23 protein-coding genes and 1 pseudogene are annotated in these 26,724 nt (G+C 71.1%); 13 read left to right on the forward strand and 11 right to left on the reverse strand.

The window, feature by feature from the left end:
• Positions 1–49 precede the first annotated feature (49 nt).
• Entirely contained in the window at positions 50–451 is a 402-nt protein-coding gene (locus HNQ09_RS01575) for a rhodanese-like domain-containing protein (RefSeq protein ID WP_184024493.1), read from the reverse strand.
• Between the two features lie 291 nt (positions 452–742).
• On the opposite strand from HNQ09_RS01575, the gene pepF reads away from it, so the two are divergent.
• Positions 743–2,572: an oligoendopeptidase F gene (gene pepF, locus HNQ09_RS01580; RefSeq protein WP_184024495.1), complete on the forward strand. Its 1,830-nt coding sequence runs from the start codon at positions 743–745 to the stop codon at positions 2,570–2,572.
• A 167-nt stretch (positions 2,573–2,739) separates the two neighbouring features.
• On the opposite strand, the gene HNQ09_RS01585 is transcribed toward pepF, so the two are convergent.
• Together HNQ09_RS01585 and HNQ09_RS01590 are read right to left on the reverse strand one after the other, a co-directional pair.
• The gene (locus HNQ09_RS01585) at positions 2,740–3,201 is read right to left on the reverse strand and encodes a YbjN domain-containing protein (protein ID WP_184024498.1); all 462 of its coding nucleotides are present in this window, start codon (positions 3,199–3,201) and stop codon (positions 2,740–2,742) included.
• A gap of 112 nt (positions 3,202–3,313) precedes the next feature.
• Positions 3,314–4,360, reverse strand: coding sequence for a M24 family metallopeptidase (locus HNQ09_RS01590; RefSeq protein WP_184024501.1), 1,047 nt, complete (start codon positions 4,358–4,360; stop codon positions 3,314–3,316).
• A gap of 193 nt (positions 4,361–4,553) precedes the next feature.
• Between HNQ09_RS01590 and sucC the strand changes: the two genes are divergently transcribed.
• The 3 genes from sucC to HNQ09_RS01605 all read left to right on the forward strand — a co-directional run bounded on the left by sucC (position 4,554) and on the right by HNQ09_RS01605 (position 7,322).
• Positions 4,554–5,714: an ADP-forming succinate--CoA ligase subunit beta gene (gene sucC, locus HNQ09_RS01595; protein WP_184024504.1), complete on the forward strand. Its 1,161-nt coding sequence runs from the start codon at positions 4,554–4,556 to the stop codon at positions 5,712–5,714.
• Positions 5,714–6,625 (forward strand): succinate--CoA ligase subunit alpha, encoded by a 912-nt coding sequence (gene sucD, locus HNQ09_RS01600; RefSeq protein ID WP_184024507.1) that lies wholly within the window; start codon positions 5,714–5,716, stop codon positions 6,623–6,625. The genes sucC and sucD overlap by 1 nt, the downstream gene beginning before the upstream one ends.
• A gap of 127 nt (positions 6,626–6,752) precedes the next feature.
• Positions 6,753–7,322 carry a hypothetical protein gene (locus HNQ09_RS01605; protein WP_184024510.1) on the forward strand — a complete coding sequence of 190 codons (570 nt, stop codon included), beginning with the start codon at positions 6,753–6,755 and terminating at the stop codon, positions 7,320–7,322.
• Positions 7,323–7,462: 140 nt separating this feature from the next.
• Here the strand turns inward: HNQ09_RS01605 and bshA are convergent, their stop codons facing one another.
• Positions 7,463–8,623 carry an N-acetyl-alpha-D-glucosaminyl L-malate synthase BshA gene (bshA, locus tag HNQ09_RS01610; RefSeq protein WP_184024512.1) on the reverse strand — a complete coding sequence of 387 codons (1,161 nt, stop codon included), beginning with the start codon at positions 8,621–8,623 and terminating at the stop codon, positions 7,463–7,465.
• Positions 8,624–8,714: 91 nt separating this feature from the next.
• On the opposite strand from bshA, the pseudogene HNQ09_RS01615 reads away from it, so the two are divergent.
• Positions 8,715–9,560 (forward strand): annotated as a pseudogene (locus tag HNQ09_RS01615) (DegV family protein).
• A 4-nt stretch (positions 9,561–9,564) separates the two neighbouring features.
• On the opposite strand, the gene HNQ09_RS01620 reads toward HNQ09_RS01615, so the two are convergent.
• Together HNQ09_RS01620 and ileS are read right to left on the reverse strand one after the other, a co-directional pair.
• A complete protein-coding gene (locus tag HNQ09_RS01620) occupies positions 9,565–10,335 on the reverse strand; it encodes a methyltransferase domain-containing protein (protein WP_184024514.1) in 771 nt (256 codons plus the stop codon).
• Positions 10,336–10,695: 360 nt separating this feature from the next.
• On the reverse strand, positions 10,696–13,995 hold the full coding sequence (gene ileS, locus HNQ09_RS01625) for an isoleucine--tRNA ligase (protein ID WP_184024516.1): 3,300 nt from the start codon (positions 13,993–13,995) through the stop codon (positions 10,696–10,698).
• A gap of 509 nt (positions 13,996–14,504) precedes the next feature.
• On the opposite strand from ileS, the gene fsa reads away from it, so the two are divergent.
• From fsa to HNQ09_RS01660, 7 genes are all read left to right on the forward strand, one after another.
• Complete coding sequence (gene fsa / locus HNQ09_RS01630; protein ID WP_184024518.1) at positions 14,505–15,230, forward strand: fructose-6-phosphate aldolase; 726 nt, start codon at positions 14,505–14,507, stop codon at positions 15,228–15,230.
• Positions 15,227–16,504 carry a transcription termination factor Rho gene (gene rho / locus HNQ09_RS01635; protein WP_184024520.1) on the forward strand — a complete coding sequence of 426 codons (1,278 nt, stop codon included), beginning with the start codon at positions 15,227–15,229 and terminating at the stop codon, positions 16,502–16,504. The genes fsa and rho overlap by 4 nt, the downstream gene beginning before the upstream one ends.
• Before the next feature lie 219 nt (positions 16,505–16,723).
• Positions 16,724–17,113 carry a response regulator gene (locus HNQ09_RS01640; protein WP_343057570.1) on the forward strand — a complete coding sequence of 130 codons (390 nt, stop codon included), beginning with the start codon at positions 16,724–16,726 and terminating at the stop codon, positions 17,111–17,113.
• Positions 17,114–17,174: 61 nt separating this feature from the next.
• Positions 17,175–18,083, forward strand: coding sequence for a pyridoxal 5'-phosphate synthase lyase subunit PdxS (pdxS, locus tag HNQ09_RS01645; protein ID WP_184024522.1), 909 nt, complete (start codon positions 17,175–17,177; stop codon positions 18,081–18,083).
• 2 nt (positions 18,084–18,085) lie between these two features.
• Positions 18,086–18,691: a pyridoxal 5'-phosphate synthase glutaminase subunit PdxT gene (gene pdxT / locus HNQ09_RS01650; protein ID WP_184024525.1), complete on the forward strand. Its 606-nt coding sequence runs from the start codon at positions 18,086–18,088 to the stop codon at positions 18,689–18,691.
• 124 nt (positions 18,692–18,815) lie between these two features.
• The gene (locus tag HNQ09_RS01655) at positions 18,816–19,616 is read left to right on the forward strand and encodes an alpha/beta fold hydrolase (RefSeq protein ID WP_184024528.1); all 801 of its coding nucleotides are present in this window, start codon (positions 18,816–18,818) and stop codon (positions 19,614–19,616) included.
• The gene (locus tag HNQ09_RS01660) at positions 19,613–20,359 is read left to right on the forward strand and encodes an alpha/beta fold hydrolase (protein WP_184024531.1); all 747 of its coding nucleotides are present in this window, start codon (positions 19,613–19,615) and stop codon (positions 20,357–20,359) included. The genes HNQ09_RS01655 and HNQ09_RS01660 overlap by 4 nt, the downstream gene beginning before the upstream one ends.
• Before the next feature lie 96 nt (positions 20,360–20,455).
• Here the strand turns inward: HNQ09_RS01660 and HNQ09_RS01665 are convergent, their stop codons facing one another.
• The 5 genes from HNQ09_RS01665 to HNQ09_RS01685 are packed head-to-tail and all read right to left on the reverse strand — an operon-like array spanning position 20,456 to position 25,309.
• Complete coding sequence (locus HNQ09_RS01665; RefSeq protein WP_343057571.1) at positions 20,456–21,661, reverse strand: Gfo/Idh/MocA family protein; 1,206 nt, start codon at positions 21,659–21,661, stop codon at positions 20,456–20,458.
• Positions 21,658–22,686 carry an enolase C-terminal domain-like protein gene (locus HNQ09_RS01670; RefSeq protein ID WP_184024534.1) on the reverse strand — a complete coding sequence of 343 codons (1,029 nt, stop codon included), beginning with the start codon at positions 22,684–22,686 and terminating at the stop codon, positions 21,658–21,660. Before HNQ09_RS01670 ends, HNQ09_RS01665 begins: the two co-directional genes overlap by 4 nt.
• Complete coding sequence (locus HNQ09_RS01675; protein ID WP_184024537.1) at positions 22,674–23,570, reverse strand: C40 family peptidase; 897 nt, start codon at positions 23,568–23,570, stop codon at positions 22,674–22,676. The genes HNQ09_RS01670 and HNQ09_RS01675 overlap by 13 nt, the downstream gene beginning before the upstream one ends.
• A 42-nt stretch (positions 23,571–23,612) precedes the next feature.
• Positions 23,613–24,623, reverse strand: a complete 1,011-nt coding sequence (locus HNQ09_RS01680; protein ID WP_246363053.1) for a dipeptidase — start codon at positions 24,621–24,623, stop codon at positions 23,613–23,615.
• Positions 24,620–25,309: an HAD family hydrolase gene (locus HNQ09_RS01685; protein ID WP_184024540.1), complete on the reverse strand. Its 690-nt coding sequence runs from the start codon at positions 25,307–25,309 to the stop codon at positions 24,620–24,622. The genes HNQ09_RS01680 and HNQ09_RS01685 overlap by 4 nt, the downstream gene beginning before the upstream one ends.
• A 248-nt stretch (positions 25,310–25,557) precedes the next feature.
• Between HNQ09_RS01685 and HNQ09_RS01690 the strand changes: the two genes are divergently transcribed.
• Positions 25,558–26,721 (forward strand): aminotransferase class V-fold PLP-dependent enzyme, encoded by a 1,164-nt coding sequence (locus tag HNQ09_RS01690; protein WP_184024543.1) that lies wholly within the window; start codon positions 25,558–25,560, stop codon positions 26,719–26,721.
• Positions 26,722–26,724 lie beyond the last annotated feature (3 nt).

The raw sequence follows: 26,724 nt of genomic DNA on the forward strand, positions 1-26,724 counted from the left end.
GTCTGGAGCGGGCCGTCTGGAGGTGCGCAGGCCTCCAGCGGCGGTTCGGCTAGGAGGAGGGGGCGCCCGGTTTCTCGACCGGGTATCTGGCCTCTGCCCAGGCCTTGAGACCGCCATCGAGATGGGCCACGTTCGTGTAGCCCAGTTGCTGCAAGGTGTCTGCGGCGAGGGCCGAGCGGCCCCCACTGGCACAGTGCAGGATGACTCGGCGCCCTGGGTCGAATTCCGGGCGGTGATATGGACTGGACGGGTCCGCCCAGAACTCCAGCATGCCCCGTGGGGCCGACACCGCACCGGGGATGACACCTGCGGCGGCCTGTTCCGCCGGTTCACGCACGTCGATCAGCACCGCTTCTCCACCTTCCAGCTCAACCGCGACCTGCGCAGCCGACAGGTTCTCGACCCGTTGCCGGGCCTCGAGCACGAGTTGAGCCGCCGTTTTGGGGGACATGCCGGACTCCTTTTTCCCCTCCGCCGCCCAGAAAGGCGGCCAAGACGCGGGGTGAATGAGCACAGGGGCGGACCACCGCAGGCACAGCCTCTGCCGGTAGCTCCTCAGTCAGACGCCTCTCTCCCTCTCCGGCGCGGGATCGACCAGCAGTGCCCCCAGCTTACTCCTGCCTGTCCTCTGGACCCCCCGGACCGGTGGCGAGTCTCCACCGCGTTGCCACTTCGTGTGAGAGCGGGCTAGGTCAAATGGCGGACTCCGTCCCGCCGCGCGCCCGGTGCTAGCCTGCCGGACGTGACCACAACCCAGAACAGCCCGGCCGGAAGAGCGGCCCTGCCGTCCCGCGCCGACGTGCCCCGCGAGCAGACCTGGGACATCGAGGCCCTCTTTGCGACCCCCGAAAGCTGGGAGGCCGAGGCGAACGCCCTCCCCGCCGCCATCGAGGCGCTCGCGGCCCACAGCGGGCGGTTGGGTCTCGGCCCCGAGGCGCTGGCCGCCTACCTGACCGAGGAAGGCGAGGTCGAGCTGCGCCTGATCCGCCTGATGTCCTACGCGGGGATGGGCGCCAGCGTGGACGGCCGCGACGCCGTGGCCGCCGCCCGGCGCGACCGGGTGGGCGCAGTCGCCGCGCAGTTCGGCAGCGTGACCGCCTTCGCGGACCCCGAACTGCTCGCCCTGGACGAGCAGGCGGTGCGCGGCTGGCTCACGCGCCCCGAGCTGACTGACCACCGCATCCGCCTGGAGCGGCTGTGGCGTGACCGTGCCCACGTCCGCTCCGCCGAGGTGGAAGAACTGCTGGGCGCCGTGCAGGCCCCCTTCGCCTCCGAGCGCGGCATCCATCCGGCGCTGGCCAACATGGACCTGCGCTTCGGCACCGCAGGCGGCGAGGCCGTCACCCAGGGCAACGTGGACCGCCTGACCTCCGCCCAGGGGCGCGAGGTGCGCCGCGAGGCCTGGGAGAACTACGCCGACGCGCACCTGGCCGTGCGCCACGCCCAGGCGGCCATGTACGCCACCAACGTGCGCCAGAACGTCTTCCTGGCCCGCGCCCGCCGCTACCCCGACGCGATCACCGCGACCCTGGCTCCCGACTGTATTCCCACCGAGGTCGTGACCACCCTGCTGGAGACCTACCGCGCCCACACCCCCACCTGGCACCGTTACTGGCGGGTCCGCCGCGAGTGGCTGGGCCTGCCCGAACTGCGCGAGTACGACGTGAAAGCTGCCCTGGTCCCCCCCCGCGCGGTCAGTTACGAACAGGCGGTCGAGTGGATCGCCGACGGCATGGCCCCGCTGGGCGAGGCCTACGTGCGTGAGTTGCGCGCGGGCCTGACCACTGAGCGCTGGGTGGACTACGCCGAGAACGACGGCAAGCGCCAGGGCGCCTATTCCAACGGCGGCGGGCGGGTCAAGCCCTACATCTTCATGACCTGGAACGGTACCATGAGCAGCTATTCCACCCTGGCCCACGAGATCGGCCACTCCATGCACTCGCTGCTCTCCCAGCGCGAGCACTCCTATGCAGTGCCCCGCTACACGCTCTTCCACGCCGAGGTCGCCAGCAACTTCGATCAGGCGATGGTCCGCTCCCACCTGCTGAAACAGGCCCGGGAAAGCGGCGACACCGACTTCGAGGTGGCGATCATCGAAGAAGCGCTCGCCAACTTCCACCGCTACTTCTTCATCATGCCGACGCTGGCCGCCTTCGAGCTGGAAGCCTACCGCCGCGTCGAGGCGGGCGGCACCCTCAGCGCCCCCGACCTGATCGAACTGACCGCCGACCTGCTGCACGAGGGCTACGGCGACGGCGTGCAGATGGACCGCGAGAGAAGCGGCATCCTGTGGGCGCAGTTCTCCACCCACCTCTACGCCAACTTCTACGCCTACCAGTACGCGACCGGCATCAGCGCCGCCCACCAGATTCTGGAGCAGTTCCAGGCAGACCCCGAGGCCGCCCGCGAGCGCTACCTCGCCTTCCTGAAATCCGGCGGCAGCCTCGACCCCATCGACGCCTTGCGGGAAGCCGGGCTGGACATGCTCAGCCCCGAACCCGTGCAGGCCACCTTCCGCACCCTGGCCGGGTACGTGGACCGCCTGGAGGAATTGCTGGCCGCCCGAGGCTGAGGCGCGCGACCGGGCCAGCGTGGAGGGGGAGAGGATCCCCCGTCTGCGCTGGCTCTTATCTCTCCTCTTTAAAAGAGACAAAAAAGTCACGACCGGCTGTATAGTGAAACTTATCACTTAAACAAGCATAGAACGGGCGGGGGGCTTCCCCGCCTGTTTCACCTGCCTTACGCCTGAGGTTGCTGAAGCTGCGGGCCGGGGGTGTAGCCTTCCAGCGCCGCGTAGTCGTCCTGGAAGTGCATCAGGACGCCGCCGAACAGGGTGTCGAAGGTTTCCTGGGGCATCTCGGCCAGGGTGGGGTAGAAGCCCACGTACTCCAGCCAGACGTTGCCGTCGGCGTCGATGGAGCGCGAGAAGGCCCGCTCGCGGTTGCGGTCGTTGAGCATGTTCACGACCTCGCTGCGGCGGTCGGCGTAGCCCTTCTGGGTCACGCAGGTGATCTCCAGGCGGCTGGTGTTGTTGGGGCCGTCGTTGACGGAGACCAGCACGGCGGCGTCGCCCATCTCGAAGCGCCAGCCCATGCGGATAAACCGCTGGCCGCCGTTTTCTTCCATATCGAGCTGGACTTCCTTTTCCTTCAGGTACTTCGCCAGCGTGTCCAGCGTCAAAAGCGCCGTTTCCATCGTCATCGAAACTCCTCCTCTTAGGGTGAAACCCGGGGCAGATTCTAACACCCGCCTTCCCGGGCGTGCGGCCTGAAGTCCAGGCCCGACCCACGGCTCAGGTCAGGCGCGCGGCCTCTCAGACCTTCTCTTTGGGCGTGTGGCTCAGCACCTCATACCCGTCCTCCGTGACCAGCACGAGGTCCTCGATACGGACACCCCCCACGCCCGGCAAGTAGGCGCCCGGCTCCACCGTGATCACCATGCCGGGTTCCAGCACGTCCTCGCTGCCCTTGCGCAGCCCCGGCCCCTCATGGATGTTCAGGCCGACGCCGTGCCCCAGCGAGTGCGCGAACGCCTCGGCCAGCCCGTGCCGCTCCAGAATCCCCCGCGCCAGGGCGTCCAGGTCGGCGGCCCGCATTCCCGGCCTCACGGCAGCGACAGCGGCTTCCTCGGCTTCCAGCACCGCCTCGTAGACGCGCCGCATTTCGTCCGACGGGCGATCCACCGCCACCGTTCGCGTCATGTCGGAGTGGTACCCCCGCACCCGCGCCCCGAAATCGATGGTCACGAGGTCGCCCTCCTCGACCACCCGCTCACTGGCGACCCCGTGCGGCATCGCCCCACGCGGCCCGCTCGCCACGATCACGTCGAAGCCGACCTCGGCCCCGGCGCGGCGCAGGCCGGTTTCCAGTTCCAGCGCCACATCGAGTTCGCGCACGCCCGCGCGGATCATGGGGCGCACCTGGGCAAACACCCGGTCCGCCAGCGCCTGCGCCTCCCGGATCGCCTGCACCTCCCCCGGCGTCTTGATCAGCCGCACGCCCTCCACCAGTCCGCGCGTGGGGACCAGCTCGGCCTCCCAGTGCTCGCGCAGGGCGTCGAGTCCCGCCACCGTCAGGTGCTCGGCCTCGAAGCCCACGCGCCCGCCGCGCACCCGCTCCGCCGCATCCTGGTAGGTCTCCGGGGGCCGCGCGATGTGCTGCTCGATGCGCGATTCCTCCTGCGCCTGCACCGTGTAGCGCCCGTCGGTGTACAGCGCCGCCCCGTCCCCGGTCACCAGCACCTTGCCGTCCTTGCCGCTCGAAAAGCCGCTCACCGCCCGCACGTTGGCCGGGTCGCTGATCCACAGGGCGTCCACCCCAGCCTGCCTCATCGCCGCTCTCAAACCTTCCAGTTGGGTCATCGGCGGGCACCGTAACATATGGGCCTGGCGCCGGGGCGGAGGCCAGCTTCCCCGGCGGCCAGGGGCGGCGCCCCGCTGTCCCCCCCACGGGGACAAGGCGCGCCGGGACGAAAAGGGCGGCTTATACTCCTCTATCGGGACAAAAGACGGGCCGGGACTGCCCGGCCAGCCACCCCCAAGGAGGAGAAACGTCGTGAAACTTCACGAGTATCAGGGCAAGGAACTGCTGCGCCGTTTCGGCGTGAACGTGCAGGACGGCAAGGTGGCCTACACCCCCGACGAGGTGCGGCAGATCGCCCGCGAGTACGGCCAGCCGGTCGTCGTCAAGGCGCAGGTGCACGTCGGCGGGCGCGGCAAGGCGGGCGGCGTGAAGTTCAGCCCCGACATCGACAAGGCCTTCGAGAACGGCGAGAAGATCCTGGGGATGGACATCAAGGGCCTCACCGTCAAGAAGGTCCTCGTGACCAAGGCCGTCGACATCGACGCCGGGACCGAGTACTACGTCGGCATGATCGTCGACCGCAACGTGCAGAGCTACACCCTGATGGCCTCCGCCGAGGGCGGCATGGAGATCGAGGAAGTGGCGGAAGCTACCCCCGAGAAGATCATCAAGCACCGCGTGGACCCCGTGACCGGCCTGCGCCCCTTCGAGGCGCGCGAGGTCGCGCTCAAGGCGGGCTTCAAGGGCAACCTCAACAAGATCGCCGACATGATGGTCAAGATGTCGGAAGCGGCCCTGAAGATGGACGCCGTTCTGGTCGAGATCAACCCGCTGTTCGTGGACGAAGGCGGCACGCCGCTCGCCCTGGACACCAAGTTCGAGATCGACGACAACGCGATGTACCGCCACAAGGACCTCTCCGACTGGCGCGAGCTGGAAGCCGAGCATCCCCTGGAGATCGAGGCCAGCAAGTACGGCTTTGCCTACGTCAAGCTCGACGACGGCAATGTCGGCGTGCTGGGCAACGGCGCCGGGATCGTGATGACCTCGCTCGACGTGGTGAACCGCGCCGGGGCCAAGCCCGCCAACTTCCTCGACATCGGCGGCGGCGCCAAGGCCGAGATCGTGTACAACGCGGTCAAGCTGGTCTCCAAGGACCCCGACGTCAAGTCGATCTTCATCAACATCTTCGGCGGCATCACCCGCGCCGACGAGGTCGCCAAGGGCGTGATCCAGGCGCTCGAAGACGGCATCCTGACCAAGCCGGTGCGCATGCGCATCGCCGGGACCGCCGAGGACGAAGCCAAGGCGCTGCTGGCCGAGGTGGGCAGCCCCCTCATCCAGATGTACCCCACCATGTTCGAGGCCGCCGACGAGGCTGCCCGCGAGGCCAACGCTGCGGAGGGCAAATAATGGGCATCCTCGTTAACAAAGACTCCAGGGTCATCGTGCAGGGCATGACCGGCCGCGAGGGCGCCAGCCACAGCCGCGCCATGCGCGACTTCGGCACCCAGGTCGTGGCGGGCGTGACCCCCGGCAAGGGCGGCACCGACTTTGAGGGCTGGCCCGTGTACAACTCGGTCGAGGAAGCGAAAGAGGCGACCGGCGCGAACGTCTCCATCATCTTCGTGCCCCCCGCCGGGGCCGCCGACGCCGTGCTGGAAGCCGCCCACGCGGGCATTCCCCTGATCGTCCTGATCACCGAGGGCGTGCCCACCGTGGACATGATGCGCGCCGTGCAGGAGGTCAAGGAACTCGATGCCCAGAGCCGCGCCTCAGGCGGCCCGGGCGTGCGCCTGATCGGCGGCAACTGCCCCGGCCTGGTCACCAACGGCGAAGCCAAGGTGGGCATCATGCCCAACCGCATCTACGAGAAGCCCGGCCGCATCGGCCTGATCAGCCGCTCCGGCACGCTGACCTACGAGGCCGCCAAGCTGCTCAACGACGCCGGGATGGGCACTTCCACCACCGTCGGCATCGGCGGTGACCCCGTGATCGGCACGACCTTCGCGGACGTGCTGCCCATGTTCGAGGCCGACCCTGACACCGACGCCGTGGTCGTGATCGGCGAGATCGGCGGCGCGGACGAGGAAGCGGCCGCCGAGTACATCGCGCAGAACATGAAAAAGCCCGTCGTGGCCTTCATCTCGGGCCGCTCGGCCCCCGCAGGCAAGCGCATGGGCCACGCGGGCGCGATCATCATGGGCAACGTCGGGACCCCCGAAAGCAAGCTCGCGGCCTTTGCCGCCGCGAACGTGCCGGTGGCCGATACCATGCCCGAGATCATCGACCTCGTCAAAAAGGCGCTGAACGTCACCGCCTGAAGCCCTCTGGGCAGGGGAGGGGGAGCCGGGGCCGCGCGCGTGCGTGCTCCGGCTCCCCCTCCCCGCACCTTGAGACGGGCGTCATGGGCCGTCACACCCCCGTCAGGCCCGCGCGTAGACTGGGGGCATGAAGATGCGTCTCTGGTCCCTCGCTGCGGCCTTCCTGGTGGGGTCGGGCAGCGCCCTGACCGTGACGGGCAGCGTCTCCGGCAGCGTGCCCGGTGATACCCGCCTGAGCGGCTGGGCCGTGAGCGCCTCCGGCCAGCCGGTGCAGGAGATCGTGAGCGTGCCGGTCAACGCCGGGCGATTCCAACTCGAGATTCCCCCCGCCCCCCCCAGCTTCCGCGCCCAGACGGCGCTGAATGCCGCCAACGTCGCCTGGCCCGGCGTCCTCGACCCGGTCAGCATGAGCGCCCAGCCTTCGGCGGCCGAGCTGAAGTTCTTCAGCTACCGCGACGCCAACCGCAACGGCCAGCACGACGAGGCCGAAACGCTGCGCGAGGTGACCCTCCGCGGCGCGCGCGGCACCCTGTTCGTCGTGTGGGTGGGGAGCGACGTGACCGTCAAGGCCAGCCGGGGCTACCAGGCCACCCTGACGCGCGGCTGGAACGCCTTCGTGGTCGAGGTGGGCCGCGCGGTGAAGGTCGCCCCTTTCGTGGATGGCGTGGCCGCCGTCACCCTGGACCTGGGACGCTGACGCGGCCTCCCGGCCTGGCTGGCCCGGCCCTCTGCACAGGAGGCCGGGTCATCCCTTTCCCAAAGGAACCAAAACTTTCACGACCGGATTTATCGTGAAACAAATCACTTGCATACCCCTCGCCCAGCACCGTCTCTCCCTCATCCCTGCACGGTGCGGGCGTAGGCTTCGAGGTAACGCGGCACGATCAGGTCGGGATGAAAGCGCGTCAGGGCGGCCTGGCGGCCAGCGGCGCCCATGCCCAGGTACAGGGCGCGGTCGCGCAGCACCCGCAGGGCGGCGTCGGCCATCGCGTCCACGTCCCCGACCGGGACCAGAAAGCCGGTCACGCCGTCCTCGACGACCTCGGGCACGCCTCCGGCACGGGCGGCGACGACCGGGACCTCGCAGCTCATCGCCTCCAGCGCGGCCAGGCCGAAGCTCTCGTTGGAACTCGGGAGAAGGAAAAGGTCGCTGATGCCCAGCACGGTCTGCACGTCGGGAAAGGACCCCAGGAAGTGCGTGCGCCCCAGGGTGCCGAGCTGCCCGGCGAGTTCAAAGGCGCGCGGGCGTTCGGGGCCGTCGCCGACCATCAGCAGCCGGGCGGGAATCTCACTCGCCACCCGGGCGAAAGTCTGCACCACGTCCTCGACCCGCTTGACCGGGCGGAAATTGCTGACATGCACGATCAACGCCTCGTCCGGGTGGGCGAAGCGGGCGCGCACGGCGGGGTCGGTGACGCGCACGAAGCGCCCGGCGTCCACGAAATTGTGGATCACCTCGATCTCGCGCGCCGTGCCGAACACCTCGCGGGTCTGCTCGGCCAGGAAGTGCGAGACCGCCGTCACGTGGTCGCTGCGCTCGATGGCGTGGCGGGTGGTGTGGCGAAAGGCCGGCTCGGCGCCCACCAGCGTCACGTCGGTGCCGTGCAGGGTGGTGACCACCCGGCTGCGGCCCGTGATGGCCCGCGCATGGATGGCGGCGGTCGCGTGCGGAATCGCGTAGTGCGCGTGCGTCAGCTGCACCCCGTGTTCCAGAATCGCCTCGCTGAGGGTGTTCGCGGCGGCGAGTTCGGGGTAGGGCTGGTCGAACAGCGCGTAGGCGAAGCCGCCGACCTGATGAAAGTACGGCCCCTGGAGGCCCCGCTGCCCCGAGAGCCGGAACGGCACCGCCGACCCCACGAAATGCACCTCGCGCCCTGCCTGCGCCACCAGCAAGCCGAGTTCGGTCGCCACCACGCCGGAGCCGCCCGCCCCGGTGTGGCATAGCACGGCGATCTTTTCAGGAGTGGCAGGAGCAGGAGGTACGGGAGAAGGCGCCATCGCTTGCGGAGTATAGGGCGGCCCCCACCCGCCGCACCCGGAGCGCCTGTCAGGAAAGTGTGAGAAAACTCACCTTACACTGAATGCCACCATGATCGCGCTCGTGACCGATTCCACCTGTGACCTGCATCCGGACGCGGCCCGGGACCTCGGGCTGCATGTCGTGCCGCTCGGGGTGCTGCTGGGGGGACAAACGCTGCTCGACTGGCAGGAGATCGACCCCGAAGCCGTCTACGACCATCAGCGTCAGGGCGGCGCGGTGAGCACCTAGCCTGCCCCCCAGGCGGCCTTCGAGCGCGCCTACCGGGAGCTGCTCGGCACCCACGACGCGGTGCTCAGCCTGCATATCAGCGGGCACCTGTCGGCCACCGCCGAGCACGCCCGTCAAGCCGCGCAGGTGCTGGGGGCCGGAAGCCGCGTGCATGTGGTGGACAGCAGTTTCGCGTCGCTGCCGCTGGCCGAGGTCGTGATCGCCGCGCGCGACGTGCTCCGGAGCGGGGGCGACATGGACGCCGCCCTGCGGGCGGTCGGAGCGGTGCAGCGCGACCTGCTTGCCGAATTCACCGTGCCCACGCTGGACTACCTGCGCCGGGGCGGTCGCCTGTCGCGCACCCAGACCCTGATCGGCAACGTGCTGGGCGTGCGGCCCATCCTGCGCTTCGACGCGGGGCGGCTTCAGGCGGTGCGGCGGGTGCGGGCGCCGCAGGCCACCCGCGACATCCTGGCCCAGCTCGAGGCGAGATTCGGCCGCGAACCGGTCGCCGTCACCATCGGTCACGCCGGGCGCGACCCCGCCCGCATCGCGGAGCTGCGGGCCGCCATGCAGGCCAGCCGCCTGAACGTGGCGCGCGGACGGACGCAACTGCTCGGCCCGGTGATCGGCGCCCACGTCGGCCCCGGCACCTACGGCCTGATGGCGCGGCCCCTCCTGGGCTGAGCCGTCACCCCCGCCGCGCCGTGAACAGCACCCGCGTGAAGGCGTAGTACACCCGCTCGCCTGGCCAGCGTTCCCTCAGCCGCGCGAGGTAGGCCGCCGTGAAGCGCTCCCCGTCCCCGGCCCCCAGCCGCGACAGATACGGCACCAGCGCCGTGCCGCGCGTCCAGTCCAGCACCCCCTCGGCCCCCGGCAAGACGACCGGGTAGACCTTGCTCAGCGCGGTCACCTCCACCGCCCCCAGCTCGTCCAATCGCTCGGCGTAGGCGGCGGGCGTCAGCACCGGAGAAGCCCCCTGCGCCGTGCCGAAGCGGGTAAAACCGCCCAGCTCCGCCGCGAACTCCCCGGCCGTCTCGGTCAGCAGGCGGTGGCTGTCGTGGTCGTGGTTGGCGGGCACCTGCACCGCCAGCACCCCACCGGGCCGCAGCTGTTCCCACAGCCGCCCCAGCAGCGCCGGGTGGTCCGGCAGCCACTGCAAGGCCGCGTTGGAAAAGATCAGGTCGTACCCGCCCGTCAGGCCCAGAATGTCTCCCCGCTCGAAGCGCAGGTTCGGCAGGCCCGCAGCGTCCGCCCGCCCCAGCATCTCGGCGCTGATGTCCAGCCCCAGCACCTGCGCGGCCGTGAAACGTTCCGCCAGCCTCCGCGTCGGCTCCCCCGTTCCGCACCCCAGGTCCACCACGTCCCGGTAGGGGAGGTCAGGAATCAGGGCCAGCAGGTCGCGTACCGGCACGCTGCGGGCCTCGCGGTGGCGGTGGTAGACATCCGGGTTCCAGGTCATGGAAACAGCGTACCCGGGCTGGAAGTGAGGTGTACGTACCGGAGTGGTAACAAAGAACGTTCACGTCAAGGGGTCTGGCCGTTCTCCTTTTCGCCTGCCTTTTTCACTGCCGGGTGGGGGACTGCAAAAGCGGAGTGCTCGTCGCCGTACTCCTTCGGGGCATGGTTGCAAGTCTCTAGAAAGACTTCTTTCTGGTGCCCAGTGTGCTGATCGACCTGGGCCTCGGGCAACTCGGCAACGCTGGGGGAGGGCATAGCTGCCTCCTTGCGGCCCATCCTGCGTGGCGTCCCTGAGGGCCAGGCCCCGGCATGGTCAGGAGAAGGGGGCAGACCCGCAGGCCCGCCCCTCCCAGGCATTCCCTCAAACCCGCGTCAGGTGGGCCGTGCCCCCTTCGACCTCGGCCGCGAAGCCCTCGCCCGGCCCGAAGGTCAGCTCCTGGGCCAGCACTTCCCCGGCGATGAAGTCGCGCCACGCGGAAGCGGCCTCCCGCGCGTCTCCCTCCAGCGCCAGGGCGAGGCGGATGCGGTCTTGCACCTCGAAGCCCGCCGCCTTGCGCGCCTCCTGGATGCCGCGCACCAGGTCGCGGGCCAGGCCCTCTTGCACCAGCTCGCGCGTCAGCGTGGTGTCGAAGGCGACCAGGAACCCGCCGTCCTCGGCCGCCGCCACGCCCTCCGGCGCCCGCGCGTCCACCAGCACCCCCTCCGGGGTCAGCGTGAACGCCTGCCCGTTCGCCTCCACGGTGAAGCTCTCGCCCGCCTGCACCGCGCGGGCCACCGCCGCCGCGTCCGCCGCCGCCAGGGCCGCGCGCACCTGCGGCAGGGCCTTGCCGTACACCTTGCCGATCACCGGCAGGTTGGGCCGCAGGCTGTACTGCACGAGGTCGGTCACGCCCTCCAGGAAGGTCACGTCCTTGACGTTGAGTTCCTCTTGCAGTTGCGCCTGCGAGCGCCGCAGCGCCGCCGTCTGCTCGGGCGTCGCGGCCCGCACCGTCACCCGGGACAGCGGCTGCCGGGTCTTGAGGTTGTGCGCCCCGCGCACCGCCCGGCCCAACTCGACGACCTTGATCACGGCGGCCATCTCCGCCGTCAGCTGCGCGTCGAGCCGCTCGGGGCGCACCTGCGGCCAGCGGGTGAGGTGGACGCTCTCGGCCCCCTGCCCGCGCGTGAGGTTCCCATACATCGCTTCGGCCAAAAAGGGCGTGAAGGGCGCGGTGAGCTGCGACATCACCCGCAGCGCCTCGTACAGGGTGGCGTAGGCGCTCAGGTCCGCGCCGCCCTCCCCGCCCCAGAAGCGCGAGCGGTTGCGCCGCACGTACCAGTTGCTGAGGTCGTCCACGAAGCGCTCCAGCGCCCGGCCCCCGCCCCGCGCGTCGTAGGCGTCGAGCGCCCCGGTCACGTCCCGCACCGTCTCCTCCAGCCGCGCGAGCAGCCAGCGGTCGATCTCGGGCCGCTTCTCAGCAGCAGGCGCGTCCTCCAGCCCCGGCTGATCGAGGTTCGCGTACAGCACGAAAAAGGAGTACACGTTCCACAGCGTATTCACGTAGGAGCGCTGCGCTTCTGCGACCAGCCGCTCGGAAAACCTCTTCTGGTCGCCGGGGTCCGACGCCATGAACATGTACCAGCGCACCGAGTCGGCCCCGTAGCGGTCGAAGAGCGGCAGCGGCTCGACCACGTTGCCCTTGCTCTTGCTCATCTTGGCCCCGTGCTCGTCCACGATGTGCCCCAGGCAGATCACGTTCTTGTAGGCAGGCTGGTCATACAGCATCGTGGCGATCGCGTGCAGGCTGTAAAACCACCCGCGCGTCTGGTCGATCGCCTCGCAGATGAAGTCCGCCGGGAAGTGCCGCTCGAACACCTCCTTGTTCGCCTCGAAGCCCGGCAGCGCCCGCTCGCCCGTCTCGTCGGTCATCAGGTGCCACTGGGCGTAGGGCACCGAGCCGGAGTCGAACCACACGTCGAGTACTTCCGGCACCCGGCGGTAAGTCTTCCCGTCCAGCTCGAAGGTCACGTCGTCGATATACGGCCGGTGCAGGTCGAGTTCCGAAAGGTCGCGCCCCGCCAACGCCGACAGCTCGGCCACGCTGCCCACCACCCGCAGATCGTCCCCGTCCTCGCTCTGCCAGAAGGGGAGCGGCGTGCCCCAGTAGCGTTCGCGGCTGATCGCCCAGTCCACGTTGCCCTCCAGCCAGTTGCCGAAGCGGCCGTGCTTGATGTTGCCCGGGACCCAGTTGATCTGCTCGTTGGTTTCCAGCATCCGCTCCGACATGCTCGCCGTGCGGATGTACCAGCCCTTCTTGGCGAAATACAGGATCGGGTCGCCCGTCCGGTCGTGAAAGGGGTAGCGGTGGCGCAGGGTGCCCGCGTGGAACATCCGCCCCCGCGCCTTGAGGTCCGCGATCAATCCCTTATCGGCATCCTTGAAGAACTTGCCGCGCTCGCCCGTCACCCGCAGGATGCCGTGGTCGTCCACCCCGAACATCAGCGGCACGCCGTACTTGCGGGCCAGTTCCAGGTCCTCCGCGCCGTACGCCGGGGCCTCGTGCGCCACGCCCGAGCCGTCCGCCGCCGAGACGAAGTCCGCCAGCGTGACAAAGTGCATCACCGGGCGCCCCTCCGCGTTGCGCTCGTGCAGTTCCTTCAGCACGCCCAGCTCGGTCGCCACCTCCGGAAAGGGCGGCTCGTACTCCACGCCCTCCAGGTCACGGCCCGGGAAGCTCGCCAGCACCTCCAGCGGCGCGGCGTTCTTGTGCAGCCCCGAGAGCCGCTCCACCGCGTCGGCCGCCACGATGATCGGCCCGCCTTCCCCCCGCGCGACCACATAGGTGAGGTCCGCGTTCACCGCCGCGAGCGTGTTGCTGGGCAGCGTCCACGGGGTCGTGGTCCACACGACGAGCGCGAGGCCCTGGCGGTCCTCCCCACTCAAGGCACTCAGCGCCGCGTGCGCCCGCTCGGGCAGCGTGTCCCACACCACCGGAAAGCGCACGTATACGGAGGGGTCGTCCACCATCCGGTAGGAGTCCACCTCACCCAGCTCGGCCTTGGACAGCGTGCTGCTGATGCGCGGCGAGAGGGGCACCACCCGGTAGTCCTGCGCGATCAGGTCCTGGGCGTGCAGCCGCGCGAGCAGGTTCCACACGCTTTCCACGTAGCTGTTCTGGTAGGTGATGTAGGGGCCTTGGAGGTCCACCCAGTACCCCAGCCGCTGGGTAAAGGTGTTCCACTCCTGAATCGTCTCCCACACCGAGCTGCGGCACAGCCGGGTGAACTCCTCGACCTCTTCCCGGCTCGCGCCGTGGTTGCGGCCCAGCCAGCCCAACTTCTTTTCCACGCTGATCTCGACCGGCAGGCCGTGGGTGTCCCAGCCGCCCTTGCGGGTCACGAAGTAGCCCTGCATCGCCTTGTAGCGCGGAAAGAGGTCCTTGAACGACCGCGCCAGCACGTGGTGCAGCGCCGGGCGTCCGTTGGCGGTGGGCGGTCCCTCGTAGAACACGTATTCGGGCTGGCCTTCCCGGCGCTCCTGGGTCCGCTCGAAGACCCGGCGCTCCTGCCAGAGCTGGAGCACCCCCGCTTCCAGCTCCCGGAAGCTGGGCTGCGAGGGGACCGGCGCGAAGAGAGAGGGGGTGGACGGGGCGGAGTCGGGCTGGGATGGGGTGGTCGTCATGGGGCCTCCAGGGGCAGGAAAACTCGGCGGGACAACAAGAGACAGCGCGTCCCAGACGGCTTGCTGGGACGCGCCGGGACACCCTCTCGCGCGTGGTACCACCCAACTTCGCCGCTCCTGACACCCGCAAGGGCCGGGCGCGGCCTCGTCGTGCCCACTGCCGGGGGGCGGTCCGGGACGGTCTACTGGGCCTTTCCACACGGAGAGGGCCGTTCTTCGTCCGGCGCGGAAGGGGATCTTCGGCGGGGGGCGGGCAGTCCGGCTCTCACCGTCCCGGACTCGCTCATGCCTGCTTGACCCCGCGTACTCTTCTCCCGGTCGCCTGTCTCGTTGCTCACCCCCCGCAGGGAGTGACGCTCATGGTAGGCGCGCAGCATGGCCGGGGTCAATCACGCCCCGGCCGACACCCGGCGCGGGCAGCGATACAATCAACCCAAAGACGCCCGCCCCACGGCGCGGGGCTGTCCTCTGCGGGCGCGGCTGCTCCCCAGGGAATCCAAGGAGTCCACATGGAATTTTTCATCGATACGGCGATCATTGACGAAGTGCGCGAAATCAACGCCTGGGGCGTGCTCTCGGGCGTCACCACCAACCCCAGCCTGGTGGCCTCCTCGGGCCGCGATTTTCGGGAAGTCATTCAGGAACTCTCGGCCCTGGTCGGCGGCGCGATCAGCGCGGAGGTCACGGCCCTCGACGCCGAGGGCATGATCAAAGAAGGCCGCGAGGTCGCCGGGTGGAGCGAGCACGTCGTCGTGAAGCTGCCGCTGACCCCGGCGGGCCTGCAAGCCTGCAAGACGCTGACGGGTGAGGGCATCAAGACCAACGTGACCCTCTGCTTCTCGGTCCCGCAGGCCCTGCTGGCCGCCCGCGCCGGGGCCACCTACATCAGCCCCTTCGCGGGCCGGGTGGACGACATCGGCTGGGACGGCATGGAGCTGATCCGGCAGATCAAGGAAGCCTACGTGATGGGCGACATCTCGACCAAGGTGCTGGCCGCCTCCATCCGTCACCCGCAACACGTCGTGCAGTCGGCGCTCGCCGGAGCGGACGTGGCGACCATTCCCTACAAGGTCTTCACGGCCATGATCAAGCACCCGCTGACGCAAGCGGGCCTCGACGCCTTCCTGGCCGACTGGGCGGGGCGCGCCGGAGCCAGCCCCCAGACCCCGCCCAGCGAGGCGGGCAGCAATCCGCAGGCGGGCGGCGTCGACGCCCAGGGAGGCCAGACGAAGTGACCGAACCCCACACCGCGCCGCTGCCCTTCCACGAGCTTCAGCAAAAAATCCTGCCCGAGCTGCACCTGCTGGCCGCGCAAAACGGCATCGAGAACTACCGCAAGCTGAAAAAAGACGCCCTGGCCCTCGCGATCATGGAGCGCCAGGCCGCCGCCGAGGGCCAGGTGCTCGCGCGCGGTTACCTGGAGATCAGCCCCGACGGCTACGGGTTCCTGCAAGCCGACCTGCTCGACCCGGCTTCCCGCAGCGTCCTGGTCACGGCGGGGGTGATCAAGCAGTTTCACCTGCGGACCGGCGACGAGGTGATTGGCCGCGCCCGCCGCCCGCGCGAGAACGAGCGCTACGGCACCCTCGTGCAGGTCGAAGCCGTCAACGGCCTGGACCCCGAGTCCGCCCGGCGCCGCCCCCGCTTCGACGACCTCACGCCGACCTTCCCCGACCAGCAGCTCGTCCTCGAAGACCCCCTGATGGACGACAGCCTCTCGCTGCGGGTGGTGGACCTGCTGGTGCCCATCGGGCGCGGCCAGCGTGCCCTGATCGTCGCGCCTCCCAAGGCGGGCAAGACGACCCTGCTGAAGAAGATCGCCAACTCCATCGTCAAGAACTATCCCGACGTGACGGTGATGGTCCTGCTGGTCGACGAGCGCCCCGAGGAGGTCACCGACTTCCGCGAGAGCGTGCAAGGAGCGCAGGTGATCGCCTCGACCTTCGACGAGCCGCCGCAGCACCACGTCCGGGTGGCCGAGTTCGTCCACGAGCGCGCCCGCCGCATCGTGGAGGAAGGCGGGCACGTGGTGATCCTGCTCGACTCGATCACCCGCCTGGCCCGTGCGAACAACCTCGTCACGCCGCCCACCGGCCGCACCCTCTCGGGGGGCCTGGACTCCAACGCCCTGCACTGGCCCAAGCGCTTTCTCGGCGCCGCCCGCAACATCCGCGAGGGCGGCAGCCTGACCATCCTGGCGACCGCGCTGGTGGAGACCGGCAGCCGGATGGACGACGTGATCTTCGAGGAATTCAAGGGGACCGGCAACGCCGAACTGGTCCTCTCGCGCCGGCTCGAGGAGCGCCGCATCTTCCCGGCCCTCGACATCCTCAAGTCCGGCACCCGCCGCGAGGAGCTGCTGCTTCAGCCCGAGGTCCTGAAGAAGATGTGGCTGCTGCGCAAGGTGATCTCCGACATGGACCCCGCCGACGCGATGGAGATGCTGCTGGGCCGCATGGGCAAGACCCGCAACAACGTCGAGTTTCTCCAGGCCCTCGCGGGCGGCTGAGCGCCGCCTGCCTCCGCAGGTGCCGCGCGGCTCCGCTCGTCGTGCCCCAGCTCCCGTTGCCCCCCGGGGGCAGGCCACCACGCAAAAGCGGCAGACTGCGCGCTCCCCGAACGCGTATGGTGGGTCCCGCATGACCCGCCCGACCGTTTCCCGAGCCTGCCTTTCCAGGGACGGCGTCTCTCCCTGCGCCGCGCCCGCCGCACGCGGGGTGCGCCCACTGTGACCTGGCCCCACGTGCCGTCCCCCGCGCCCTGCCGCCTGCTGGTCGTGGACGACGAGGCGCAGATTCTGGAACTGCTCGACCTCACCCTGCGGCTCCAGGGCTTCGAGGTCGTGACCGCCCGCAGCGGCCCCGAGGCGCTGGCAGCGGCTCAGGCGGGCACCTTCGATGTGGTGGTCATGGACGTGCTGATGGCCCCCTGGGACGGTTTCGAGACGGTGCACCGCCTCCAGCTCGCCCTGGGGGCGGCCATGCCCCCGGTCGTCTTCCTGTCGGGCCTCAACCGCCCCGAGACGCTGCCAGGGGTGGTCAGCGAGTACCTCGTCAAGCCCTTTCGCCCGTCCCAGCTGGTCGAGAGCATCGGCCGGGTCGCCCGCTCCAGAACCTGACCCCACCGTCCCCACTCAACTGGCCCTGCGAATGGGGCCAGTTTCGCGTTAGGCTCGGCCCATGACCGATGCCTCTTCCGCCGCGACCCCCCAGACCGGCACCGCGCAGATCAAGCAGGGCTTTGCCGAGATGTTCAAGGGCGGCGTCATCATGGACGTGGTGACGGCCGACCAGGCCCGCATCGCGGAAGCGGCCGGGGCGACCGCCGTGATGGCCCTGGAGCGCGTGCCCGCCGACATCCGCGCCGACGGCGGCGTGGCGCGCATGAGCGATCCGAAGATGATCAAGGAGATCATCGCCGCCGTGACCATCCCGGTGATGGCCAAGGTCCGCATCGGCCACTTCGTGGAGGCGCAGATTCTCCAGGCCCTGGGCGTGGACTTCATCGACGAGTCCGAGGTGCTGACCCCCGCCGACGAGCAGTACCACATCGAGAAGGCGGGCTTCCGCGTGCCTTTCGTGTGCGGCGCCAAGAACCTCGGAGAAGCCCTGCGCCGGGTGGGCGAGGGCGCGAGCATGATCCGCACCAAGGGCGAGGCCGGGACCGGCGACATCATCGAGGCGGTGCGGCACGCCCGCACGGTGCTGGGCGAGATTCGCAGCATCCGGGCGCGCCCCAGCGACGAGCTGATGACGGTGGCGCGTGACCTCCAGGCGCCCTACCACCTCGTGCAGTACGTCCACGAGCACGGCGCGCTGCCGGTCGTGAACTTCGCCGCTGGGGGGGTCGCCACGCCCGCCGACGCCGCCCTAATGATGCACCTGGGTCTCGACGGGGTGTTTGTCGGCAGCGGCATCTTCAAGAGCAGCAACCCCGAGCGCCGCGCCCAGGCCATCGTGAAGGCCGTCACCCACTACCGCAATCCCGACGTGCTGGCCGAGATCAGCGAGGACCTCGGCGCGCCCATGACCGGCATCAACATCGACAGCCTGGTGCCCGCCGAGCGTCTCGCCGGACGCGGCTGGTGAAGGTGGCGGCGCCCCGCATCGGCGTGCTGGCCCTGCAAGGCGCCTTCCGCGAGCACCGCCAGCGGCTGGAGTCGCTGGGCGCGCAGGTGAGCGAGGTGCGCCTGCCCGCCGACCTCGCCGGCCTGCACGGCCTGGTGCTGCCCGGCGGCGAGAGCACCACCATCGCCCGGCTGATGACCGACTTCGGGCTGTGGGCGCCGCTGCGCGACTTTCACGCGGCGGGAGGGGCGCTGTGGGGCACCTGCGCGGGGGCGATCCTGCTCGCGCGCGGGGTACAGGGCGCTCCGCCGCAGTTCGGCGGTCAGCAGCGCAGCCTGGCGGTCATGGACCTCACCGTGCGCCGCAACGCCTTCGGGCGGCAGGTCGATTCCTTCGCGGTGCCGCTGGACGTTCACGGGCTGGACGCGCCCTTTCCCGCCGTGTTTATCCGCGCGCCCGTCATCGAGGAGGTGGGGGAGGACGTGGAGGTTCTGGCGCGCCACGCCGGGCAGATCGTCCTGGTTCGCCAGGGCCGCCTGCTCGCCAGCTCCTTTCACCCCGAGCTGACCGCCGACGCCCGGCTGCACGCCCTGTTCCTGGGCTTGGCCGCCCCGCCCGTGCCCGCCTGAGCCACCCGCTCCCGGTTCCCCGGGCCTCGGGTCCTGTTTCTGGGCGGTCCACCCCCGTGTCCCTTCCGCCCCCACCCCGCGCCACCCCCCCCATCCCCGCAGCGCTTTTCCCTCCGGGTGCTCTATGCTCGGGCGCGTGCGATCCCTGGAATTCCGCTCTGGCGGCGCGACCCTGCGCTACGACGCGACCGGCCACGGAACGCCCGTCGTGCTCGTCCACGGCCTCAGCGGCTCGGGACGCTGGTGGCGGCGCAACGTGCCCGCGCTGTCGGCCTCGCACCGGGTCTATGTGCTGGACCTGGCCGGCTACGGGCAGGCCTACCGCCAGCGGGCGCTGGGCGTGCAGGGCGCCGCCGACCTGATCGCCGCCTGGCTCGACCACCTCGACCTGCGGCAGGTCGCCCTGGTGGGACACTCGTTGGGCGGGCACATCTCGGTTCACGTCGCGGCGCGGCGCCCGGGGCGGGTGACCCACCTGGTGCTCGCCTGCGCCAGCGGCCTGCTGCGCGGCACGCCCTACCGGGTGGCCCTGAACCTGCCGCGCGCCGCCCTGACGGGCCGGGTCACCTTCATGCCGCGCATCCTGGCCGACACGGTCCGCGCCGGGCCGCTGAACGTGTGGCGCAGCACCACCGATCTGCTGCGCGACAGCGTGCAGGAGTTGCTGCCCGCTCTCAGCACCCGCACCCTGGTCGTGTGGGGAGCGCGCGACGCCCTGGTGCCGCCCAGCATGGGCCGCGCGCTCGCCGCCGCGATTCCCGGCGCCCAGTACGAGGAGATTCCCCGCGCCGGGCACGTCGTGATGGTGGACGCCCCGGAGCGCTTCAACGCGCTGGTCCTGGCCTTTCTGGATGGCCCGGTGCCGGATGCCCCGGCCGAGCCGTCTCCCCCGCCAGCGGGCCAGGCCGGGGGAGAGGAGGCTTGAGCGGCGCACCCCACTTCGTCCGCGTCGCTGGCCTGCGGACCCATGCCTGGGTGCGCGGCGAGGGGCCGCCGCTGGTGCTGGTGCCCGGCCTGGGCTGCGCCTCGTGGATGTACCTGCGCGTCTCGCGCGCCCTCGCCCGGGAGCGCACCGTCTACCTGTATGACCCCCCCGGCCACGGCCACAGCCAGGGCCGCCCCGGTTTTCCGCGCTCCATCGAGGACCTGACCGACCACCTCGCGGCCTGGCTGGACGCCAGCGGCCTGAGCGGCGCGCCCCTGCTGGGCCACTCGCTGGGCGGCGAGGTGATCTTCGACCTGGCGGCCCGCTACCCGCACCGTACCTCGGCCCTGATCGCCTGCGCTCCCACCGGCATCCCCGAGAACCCCCGCGTCCCGGTGCAGCTGCTGCGGCTGCTGATCGACGCCCCTCGTGAGCGCCCCGGCCTGCTCCCCCTGGCTGTGGGCGCCTACCTCCTCAGCGGCCCCGCGCTGATGTACCGCCTCGCCCGCGACCAGAGCGAGCACGACACCGGCCCACTGCTGCCCCACGTCCGCGTGCCCACCCTGCTGCTCGACGGCACCCGCGACCCGGTGGTCCAGAGCTGGACCGTCGAGGCCATCCGTCACGCCATTCCCCACGCCACCGTGCGCAAGGTCAGGGGCGGCACCCACGCCCTGACCGACACCTTTCCGCGCACCGTGGCCCGCTCGACCCTCGACTTTCTGCGCGCGGTCGAAAGCTGAGCGATAGAGCCATATATTACGGGACAAAAAATCCACGAACAGAATTTATCGTGAAACCTTTCACTTGACACCTCTTCTCCACACTGATACCGCTCCTCATACCCTCTCCACCGTCCCGCGCCGCCGCGCCCGCTCGGCTGCGAAGGCCATCCGGTGCGAATCCAGCGACTCGGAAAGGGGCGTGGGCACCGCCGCCTCCCCGCGCAGGAAGGCCAGCCAGGCGGCCACCAGCGCCACGTCCCCGCCGCCGTGGGTGCCGCTCACGTCCACCGTCTGGTGGCCGGCCTCGTCCGTGCGGAAATCATGCACCTCAATCGAGCCGCGCTCCATCTGGGCGCGCACCTCGCCGTGGGTGCCCAGCAACTTCAGCGTGCGGGTGTTGTTGTGGGTAAAGGCGCTCACCGTGAGTTGCCCGATCACGCCGTTCGCGAAGGTGACGGTGACCGCCTGGTGGTCGGGCACGTTGTTGTCCGCGTGATACACGCAGCGCCCGTACGGCCCGGTCGCCAGCGCCTGGGCCAGCGGGACACCCCCCGCCGTCAGCACGGTCACCGGCCAGCGGTCGGGGTCGCGGGCCGGGTAGATCGTGCGCGCGTCGTAGGGACAGGCCACGACCGGGCAGGTCAGGCAGCGCTCCGAGGCGCCCGGCGGGGCCTCCTGCGGACGGAAGTGGTGCAGGGCGCCCTCGCTGCTCACCCGCAGGGGCGGCGCCCCCGCGAGCCAGCGCAGCAGGTCGAGGTCGTGCCCGCTTTTGGCGAGCACGAAGGGCGCGGCGGGCGGTGACTGCGCCCAGTTGCCGCGCACGTAGGAGTGCGCGTAGTGCCAGTACGCGACGTTCTCGGCGTGCTGGATACCCACCAGCCGTCCCAGCCGCCCCGAGTCGAGCACCGCCCGCACCGCCTGGAAAAACGGGGTGGCCCGCAGCACGTGGCAGACCGTTACCCGCCCCGGGGAAACTGCCTCCGCCGCGAGCAGGCGGCCCAGATCGGCCTCGTCCAGACAGACCGGTTTTTCCAGCAGCACGTCGTAGCCCAGCGCCAGCGCCCGCAGGCACGGGTCCACGTGCGCGTCGTCCGGCGTGGCGATCACCACGGCGTCCGCCACCCGCCCCAAGGCAAAAAAAGCCTCCGGGTCGGCAAAGCACGCCTCCGGTCCCAGGCCGTGCCGCGCGGCCACCTCGGCCAGCCGGGCGGGCCGGGGGTCCACCAGCGCGGTGACGCGCGCCCCCTGCGCCGCGAGCTGCCGCGCGTACACGTCCGCGCCCCGGTTGCCGCAGCCCAGCACGGCGACGGTGACCGTCACGCCCGCTGCACCCCCCAGCCTGGCCCGGTCGGGCGTTCCAGCTGGCCTGCCGTCCACTCCAGCCCCGTGAAGGGGTCGTCCCCCAGCAGCAGCGCCCCGTCCAGATCGGCCCAGTCGCAGGCTCCGGCAAGCTGCGCGGCGGCGGCGATCCCCAGCGAACTCTCGATCATGCAGCCCATCATCACCTGTAGGCCGTGCGCGCGGGCCAGCCGCAGCGCGGCGAGAGCCTGGAGAGGCCCCCCCAGCTTGGCGAGCTTGAGGTTCACCCCGTCAAAGGCCCCGGCCAGCGCCCGCACGTCGGAGACGTGGTGCAGGCTCTCGTCCGCGACCAGCGGCACCCGCGAAAAGGCCCGCAGCCCCGCGTGCCCCTCCAGATCGCCTGCCGCCAGCGGCTGCTCGACGAGTTCCACCCGCGCCGCGTCCAGCACGCCCAGCATTCGCCGCGCCTGCGGGCGCGTCCAGGCCGCGTTCGCGTCCACCCGCAGCGCGGCGGCGGGCGCCTCCTCGCGCAGAGCCTCCACGATCCGCTCGTCCTGCGCGGTGCCCAGCTTGACCTTCAGCACCCCGTGCCCGCGCGCGGCGGCCTCGCGCGCCTCGCGCCGCATGTCCTCCAATTCGCCCAGGCCCACCGTGAAGCTGCTCTCGGGCAGCGGGGCGGGGGACAGCCCCAGCAGCCGCCCCACCGGCACGCCCGCCGAGCAGGCCGCCCACTCGACCGCCGCCATCTCCAGCGCGCATTTCACGCTGGGATGGTGAAAGGGCATGAGTGCCGCCATCCGCGCGTGCAACCCGTCCCAGTCCCAGGGGTCAGTCAGCGCGGGGGCCAGCAGCGGGAGCACCGCCGCCACCGTCCCCGCCGTCTCGCCGTAAAAGGCGTTCGGCGCCGCCTCGCCGCGCCCGGTGACGCCCTCCTGCTCGAAAGTCACGAAGGTGCGCGGATAGCTCGTGTGCGTCCAGCGCGCGATGCCGAAGGGCCGCGCGGTGTGCAGCTCCAGCGTCTCCCAGCGGACGCTCACGCCCGCCACCGCCCGAAGCCGCTCAGCTCGCGCGCCAGCCGCGTGCCGTACTCGCCCTCGCCCAGCGTCTCGACCGTCACGCGCAGGTGGGTCGCGTTCGCGTGGACCATCTGCCGCCCGTCCAGCATCACCCCGACGTGGCCGGGAAAGAACGCCAGGTCCCCGCGCCCCGGCACCTCCACCGCCGGGAGAAAGGCCTGCTGCTGGTCGGCGTCGCGCGGCAGCCCGCGCCCCAGCGCCGCGTAGGCGAGCTGGGTCAGCCCCGAGCAGTCCAGCCCCCAGGCGCTGCGCCCGCCCCACACGTAGGGCGCCTCCAGCAACCGCAGGGCGAAGGCGGCCGCGTCTCCCGGCACGTCGGGGCGCAGCGCGGCCTCGCCCACCCAGGCCTCCTCGCCGCCGGGGAGCCGCACCGGCACCCAGCGCCGCCCAGCCCCCTCGGTCACGACCTCGCCGGGTGCCCGGGTGAGCCGCGCCCCCGCGCACAGCTCTGCGAGGACTGCGCGGCTGACCCCCGGCCCCGCGAAAGCGTGGGCACGCAGGGCGGTCACCCTCAGCTCCTCGCCGCCGGCCTCCTCCGCCCCCACCAGCGCCTGCGCCCGTGCCCAGCCCAGGTAGCCGTCGTGCGCGGTGCGGACCCAGCTCCAGCCGTCCCCGCGCGTGTAGAGGACCTCCAGCGCCTCACCCGGCAGCGCCTCGCTGACCTGCGCGGCCCCGGCGTCCGGGCGGGCACGCAGGCTGACCCGCGCCTTGCCCGCGCGGGCGGGGTGCGGCGTGACGAACTGCCAGCCCTCCTCCCCCCCCGGCAGGCGGCCCCGCAGGGCGACCTCCGCCAGGCGCGCCTGGGGGTCGAAAGCGTGGGTCCGGGGGTCGAGTTCGGCGGGAAAGACGCTCATCGTCCCCAGGGTAGCCCGTCCCAGCCGTGCCCGTCAGGCCCCTCAGAACAGCGTGGTCAGCCAGCGCGCCCAGTTGCCCCCGGCCACGCCCTCCCGCGCCCCCGGCGGCAGGTGCGTGAGCAGCCGCCCCACGTCGCGGTAGCGCCCGATTCCCGCCGGGGCCTTCTCGCGCCCGAAGCCGCCGTCCAGATCCGTGCCCAGCCCGACGTGTGCCCAGCCCACCACCCCGGCGTAATGGGCCGCGTGCGCCGCGAGGTCCGCCAGCCGGGCGCGCGGCTGCCCCACGCTCCAGCCGGGCCGCACGAAGCTGCTCAGGAACACCAGCCCGATCACGCCGCCCGCTGCCGCGACCGCCCGCGCCATCTCGTCACTCAGGTGGCGGTTGCCGGGAACCCGCGCCCGGCTGTTCGCGTGGGTGGCGATCAGCCGCGGCCCCAGCTCCGCCGCCTCCCAGAACGCGGCGTCGTCAAGGTGCGAAGCGTCGAGTGTCACGCCCAGGTCGCGCATCGCGGTGACCAGCTCGCGTCCCTCGGCGGTCAGCGGTCCCGGCGCGTCCGTCCCCCCCGCGTAGCGCGTCCGCCCCCAGGCCGGACCGATCACCCGCACCCCCGCCCCGACCCAGAAGGGCAGGTCGTCCGCGTCCCGCACAGGGTCCGCCCCCTCCATCAGCAGGACCACACCCAGCGGGCTGCCCGGCCCGGGGGAAGCGAGGTGCGCGGCGACCTCCGCCCCGCCGCGCAGCACCCGCACCTGGCCCGCGTCCTCCCAGTGGCGGTACTGTTCGAGCTGCGCGAGGGCCTGCGCCCGCGCCCCCGCGTGGTCGGCGTAGCCGTGCGGACTCTCCGGGCTACGCGGCAGCGCGAACAGCGTGCCGAAGCACACCCGCGTCCCCGCCGCCCTCAGCTCCCCGAAGGTGACGGTCGCCGTCTCGCCCTTCAGGGGGTCGCCCGCCCGCAGCGTGCCGAGGCTCAGCGTCAGGTCGCGGCCCTGCGCGGCATTCCAGGCCAGGTCGAGGTGCCCGTCGATCAGCAGGGGAGAGGCAGGCGCCCTCAAGCCCCGCCGCCCTCCACCAGGTCCAGCACCGCGCTCAGGCTGTGCAGCGCGCCTGGCGTGCGGCCCGTGTGGTCGATCAGGGCGGCGGGCATCCCCAGCGCGCGGGCGGCCTCCACATTCTCGGGGCGGTCGTCCACGAACAGCACGGCCCCGGCGGGCAGCCCCAGCCTCTCCAGCGTGGCCTGGAACGCCCGGGCCTCGGGCTTGTGCGCCCCCACCGTGCAGCTTGCCACCGCCACGTCCACCAGATCGGCCAGCCCCACCGCCTCCAGCGTCCGGCCGATGCTCGGCAGCGTGTTGCTCAGCACCCCGATCTGCAAGCCGCGCGCCCGCAGCGCCTCCAGCACCTCGCGCGCTCCCGCCACCGGCTTGAGATAGCGCTCGTAGGGAAAGGCCGCCATCAGCGCCGGGGTGTGGGCCATGTCCAGTCCCAGCCGCCCCGCCAGCGCCCCGGCATACGCGGTCCAGAAGGCGGCCTCGTCCTCCTCGGTGCGCAGGTCCCACCATGCCCCCGCCTGTTCCGCCCACTGCGCCGCCAGCGCCCGCTCCACCCGCCCGGCGTCCAGCCCGAACTCGCGCGCCGTCCACAGCGCGGCCTCGCGGTAGACGGCGTGGTCGGTGCGCGTCAGGGTATCGTCGCGGTCGAACAGCACCGCCTGAAGGGGCCGAACAGCAGAAACCGTCATGTGCGCCAGTCTAGGCGGGGGGGGCCATGTTGTCCTGTCCTATCGGTGGTGTCAAAAATCCGACAAAAGCTTCACGATCCGGATTTATCGTGAAGCTTTTCACTAGTAATATAGCCTTCCACTTCTGGGAGGGCTACTTCTCCGTAACATCAAAATCTCAGCAACCCTATTGCGCTCTATCCCCCTGAGAACAGTTGTCCAGCAATGCCGTTGCGGCCGCTCCCACAGCGGGTGCTACACTCGTCGCCATGCCCGTGGACCTGCCCGGCCTGCTGTCCCCACGCCCCCACCTGCTGCTGACCCCAGGGCCGACCCCGCTGCACCCGCGCGCGCAGGAGGCGCTGGGGCGCGAGTTGCTGGGCCACATGGACCCCGAAGTGTTCGCGCTCAACCGCGAGATTCAGCAGGACCTGCGCGCGATGTACGGGGCGGCGCCCGGCACCTTCACGGCGCTGCTGGCGGGTACCGGCAGTCTGGGGATGGAGGCGGGCTTCGCCAATCTGGTCGAACCGGGCGACGAGGTGCTGGTGTGCGTCAATGGCGCTTTCGGCGCCCGGATGGCCGAGATGGCGGCCCGCTACGGCGCCCGCGTCCGGCAGGTCGCGGCCCCCCACGGCGAGGCGATCCGGCCGGAGGACGTGGCCGCGCAGCTCGGCGGCGTGAGCCTGGTCGCCCTGGTCCACGGCGAGACCAGCACCGGGGTGCTCAACCCGCTGGGGCAGATCGCGAAGCTGGTGCGGGAGAGCGGCGCGCTGCTCACCGTGGACGCGGTCACGACTGCGGGCATGGAGCCGTTTCACATGGCCGAGTGGGGCATCGACTACGTGTACACCGGGGCACAAAAATGCCTCTCGGCGCCTCCCGGGGTGGCGCCGGTGGCGATCAGCGACCGGGCGCTCGCGCGTCAGGCGGCGCGGCGCACCCCCACGCCGCTGTGGTACTGCGATTTCTCGGGGCTGCGCGACTACTGGGAGCGTCAGGCCTACCACCACACCGTGCCGGTCCACCTGCACTACGCGCTGCACGCCGCCCTGCGCGCCGCGCTGGAAGAGGGCCTGCCCGCCCGCCGCGCCCGCGTGGCCGCGCTGGGCCGCGCCCTGCTCTCGGCGCTGGCCCCGCTGGGCTTTACCCCCTACGTGCCTGACCCTGCCGCGCGGCTGCCGACGGTCCTGGCCCTGCGCCTGCCGCCGGGACTCGACGACGCGGCCACCCGTCAGGCGCTGCGGGCCCGCGAGATCAGCATCACGGGCGGCCTGGGGCCGACGGCGGGACTGATCTGGCGCCTGGGCCTGATGGGCGAGGCCGCCCGGCCCGCGCCCTACCGCCGCCTGCTGCACGAACTGGAAGACCTGCTGGCCGCTCCCGGCCTGTGCGGGCGCTTCGACGAGGCGCTGGCACCGCTGCCCGCCTGAGCA

It is taken from the genome of Deinococcus budaensis, assembly GCF_014201885.1.
In the GTDB taxonomy this organism is placed as follows: Bacteria; Deinococcota; Deinococci; order Deinococcales; family Deinococcaceae; genus Deinococcus; species Deinococcus budaensis.

Excerpts from the sequence above, each read along its gene's own strand:
- HNQ09_RS01655 (WP_184024528.1), top strand. The coding sequence starts at position 18,816 with ATGCTCGGGCGCGTGCGATCCCTGGAATTCCGCTCTGGCGGCGCGACC.
- HNQ09_RS01605 (WP_184024510.1), top strand. The coding sequence starts at position 6,753 with ATGAAGATGCGTCTCTGGTCCCTCGCTGCGGCCTTCCTGGTGGGGTCG.
- HNQ09_RS01620 (WP_184024514.1), bottom strand. The coding sequence starts at position 10,335 with ATGACCTGGAACCCGGATGTCTACCACCGCCACCGCGAGGCCCGCAGC.
- ileS (WP_184024516.1), bottom strand. The coding sequence starts at position 13,995 with ATGACGACCACCCCATCCCAGCCCGACTCCGCCCCGTCCACCCCCTCT.
- HNQ09_RS01585 (WP_184024498.1), bottom strand. The coding sequence starts at position 3,201 with ATGACGATGGAAACGGCGCTTTTGACGCTGGACACGCTGGCGAAGTAC.
- fsa (WP_184024518.1), top strand. The coding sequence starts at position 14,505 with ATGGAATTTTTCATCGATACGGCGATCATTGACGAAGTGCGCGAAATC.
- HNQ09_RS01590 (WP_184024501.1), bottom strand. The coding sequence starts at position 4,360 with ATGACCCAACTGGAAGGTTTGAGAGCGGCGATGAGGCAGGCTGGGGTG.
- sucD (WP_184024507.1), top strand. The coding sequence starts at position 5,714 with ATGGGCATCCTCGTTAACAAAGACTCCAGGGTCATCGTGCAGGGCATG.
- HNQ09_RS01575 (WP_184024493.1), bottom strand. The coding sequence starts at position 451 with ATGTCCCCCAAAACGGCGGCTCAACTCGTGCTCGAGGCCCGGCAACGG.
- pdxS (WP_184024522.1), top strand. The coding sequence starts at position 17,175 with ATGACCGATGCCTCTTCCGCCGCGACCCCCCAGACCGGCACCGCGCAG.
- bshA (WP_184024512.1), bottom strand. The coding sequence starts at position 8,623 with ATGGCGCCTTCTCCCGTACCTCCTGCTCCTGCCACTCCTGAAAAGATC.
- HNQ09_RS01675 (WP_184024537.1), bottom strand. The coding sequence starts at position 23,570 with ATGAGCGTCTTTCCCGCCGAACTCGACCCCCGGACCCACGCTTTCGAC.
- HNQ09_RS01690 (WP_184024543.1), top strand. The coding sequence starts at position 25,558 with ATGCCCGTGGACCTGCCCGGCCTGCTGTCCCCACGCCCCCACCTGCTG.
- HNQ09_RS01685 (WP_184024540.1), bottom strand. The coding sequence starts at position 25,309 with ATGACGGTTTCTGCTGTTCGGCCCCTTCAGGCGGTGCTGTTCGACCGC.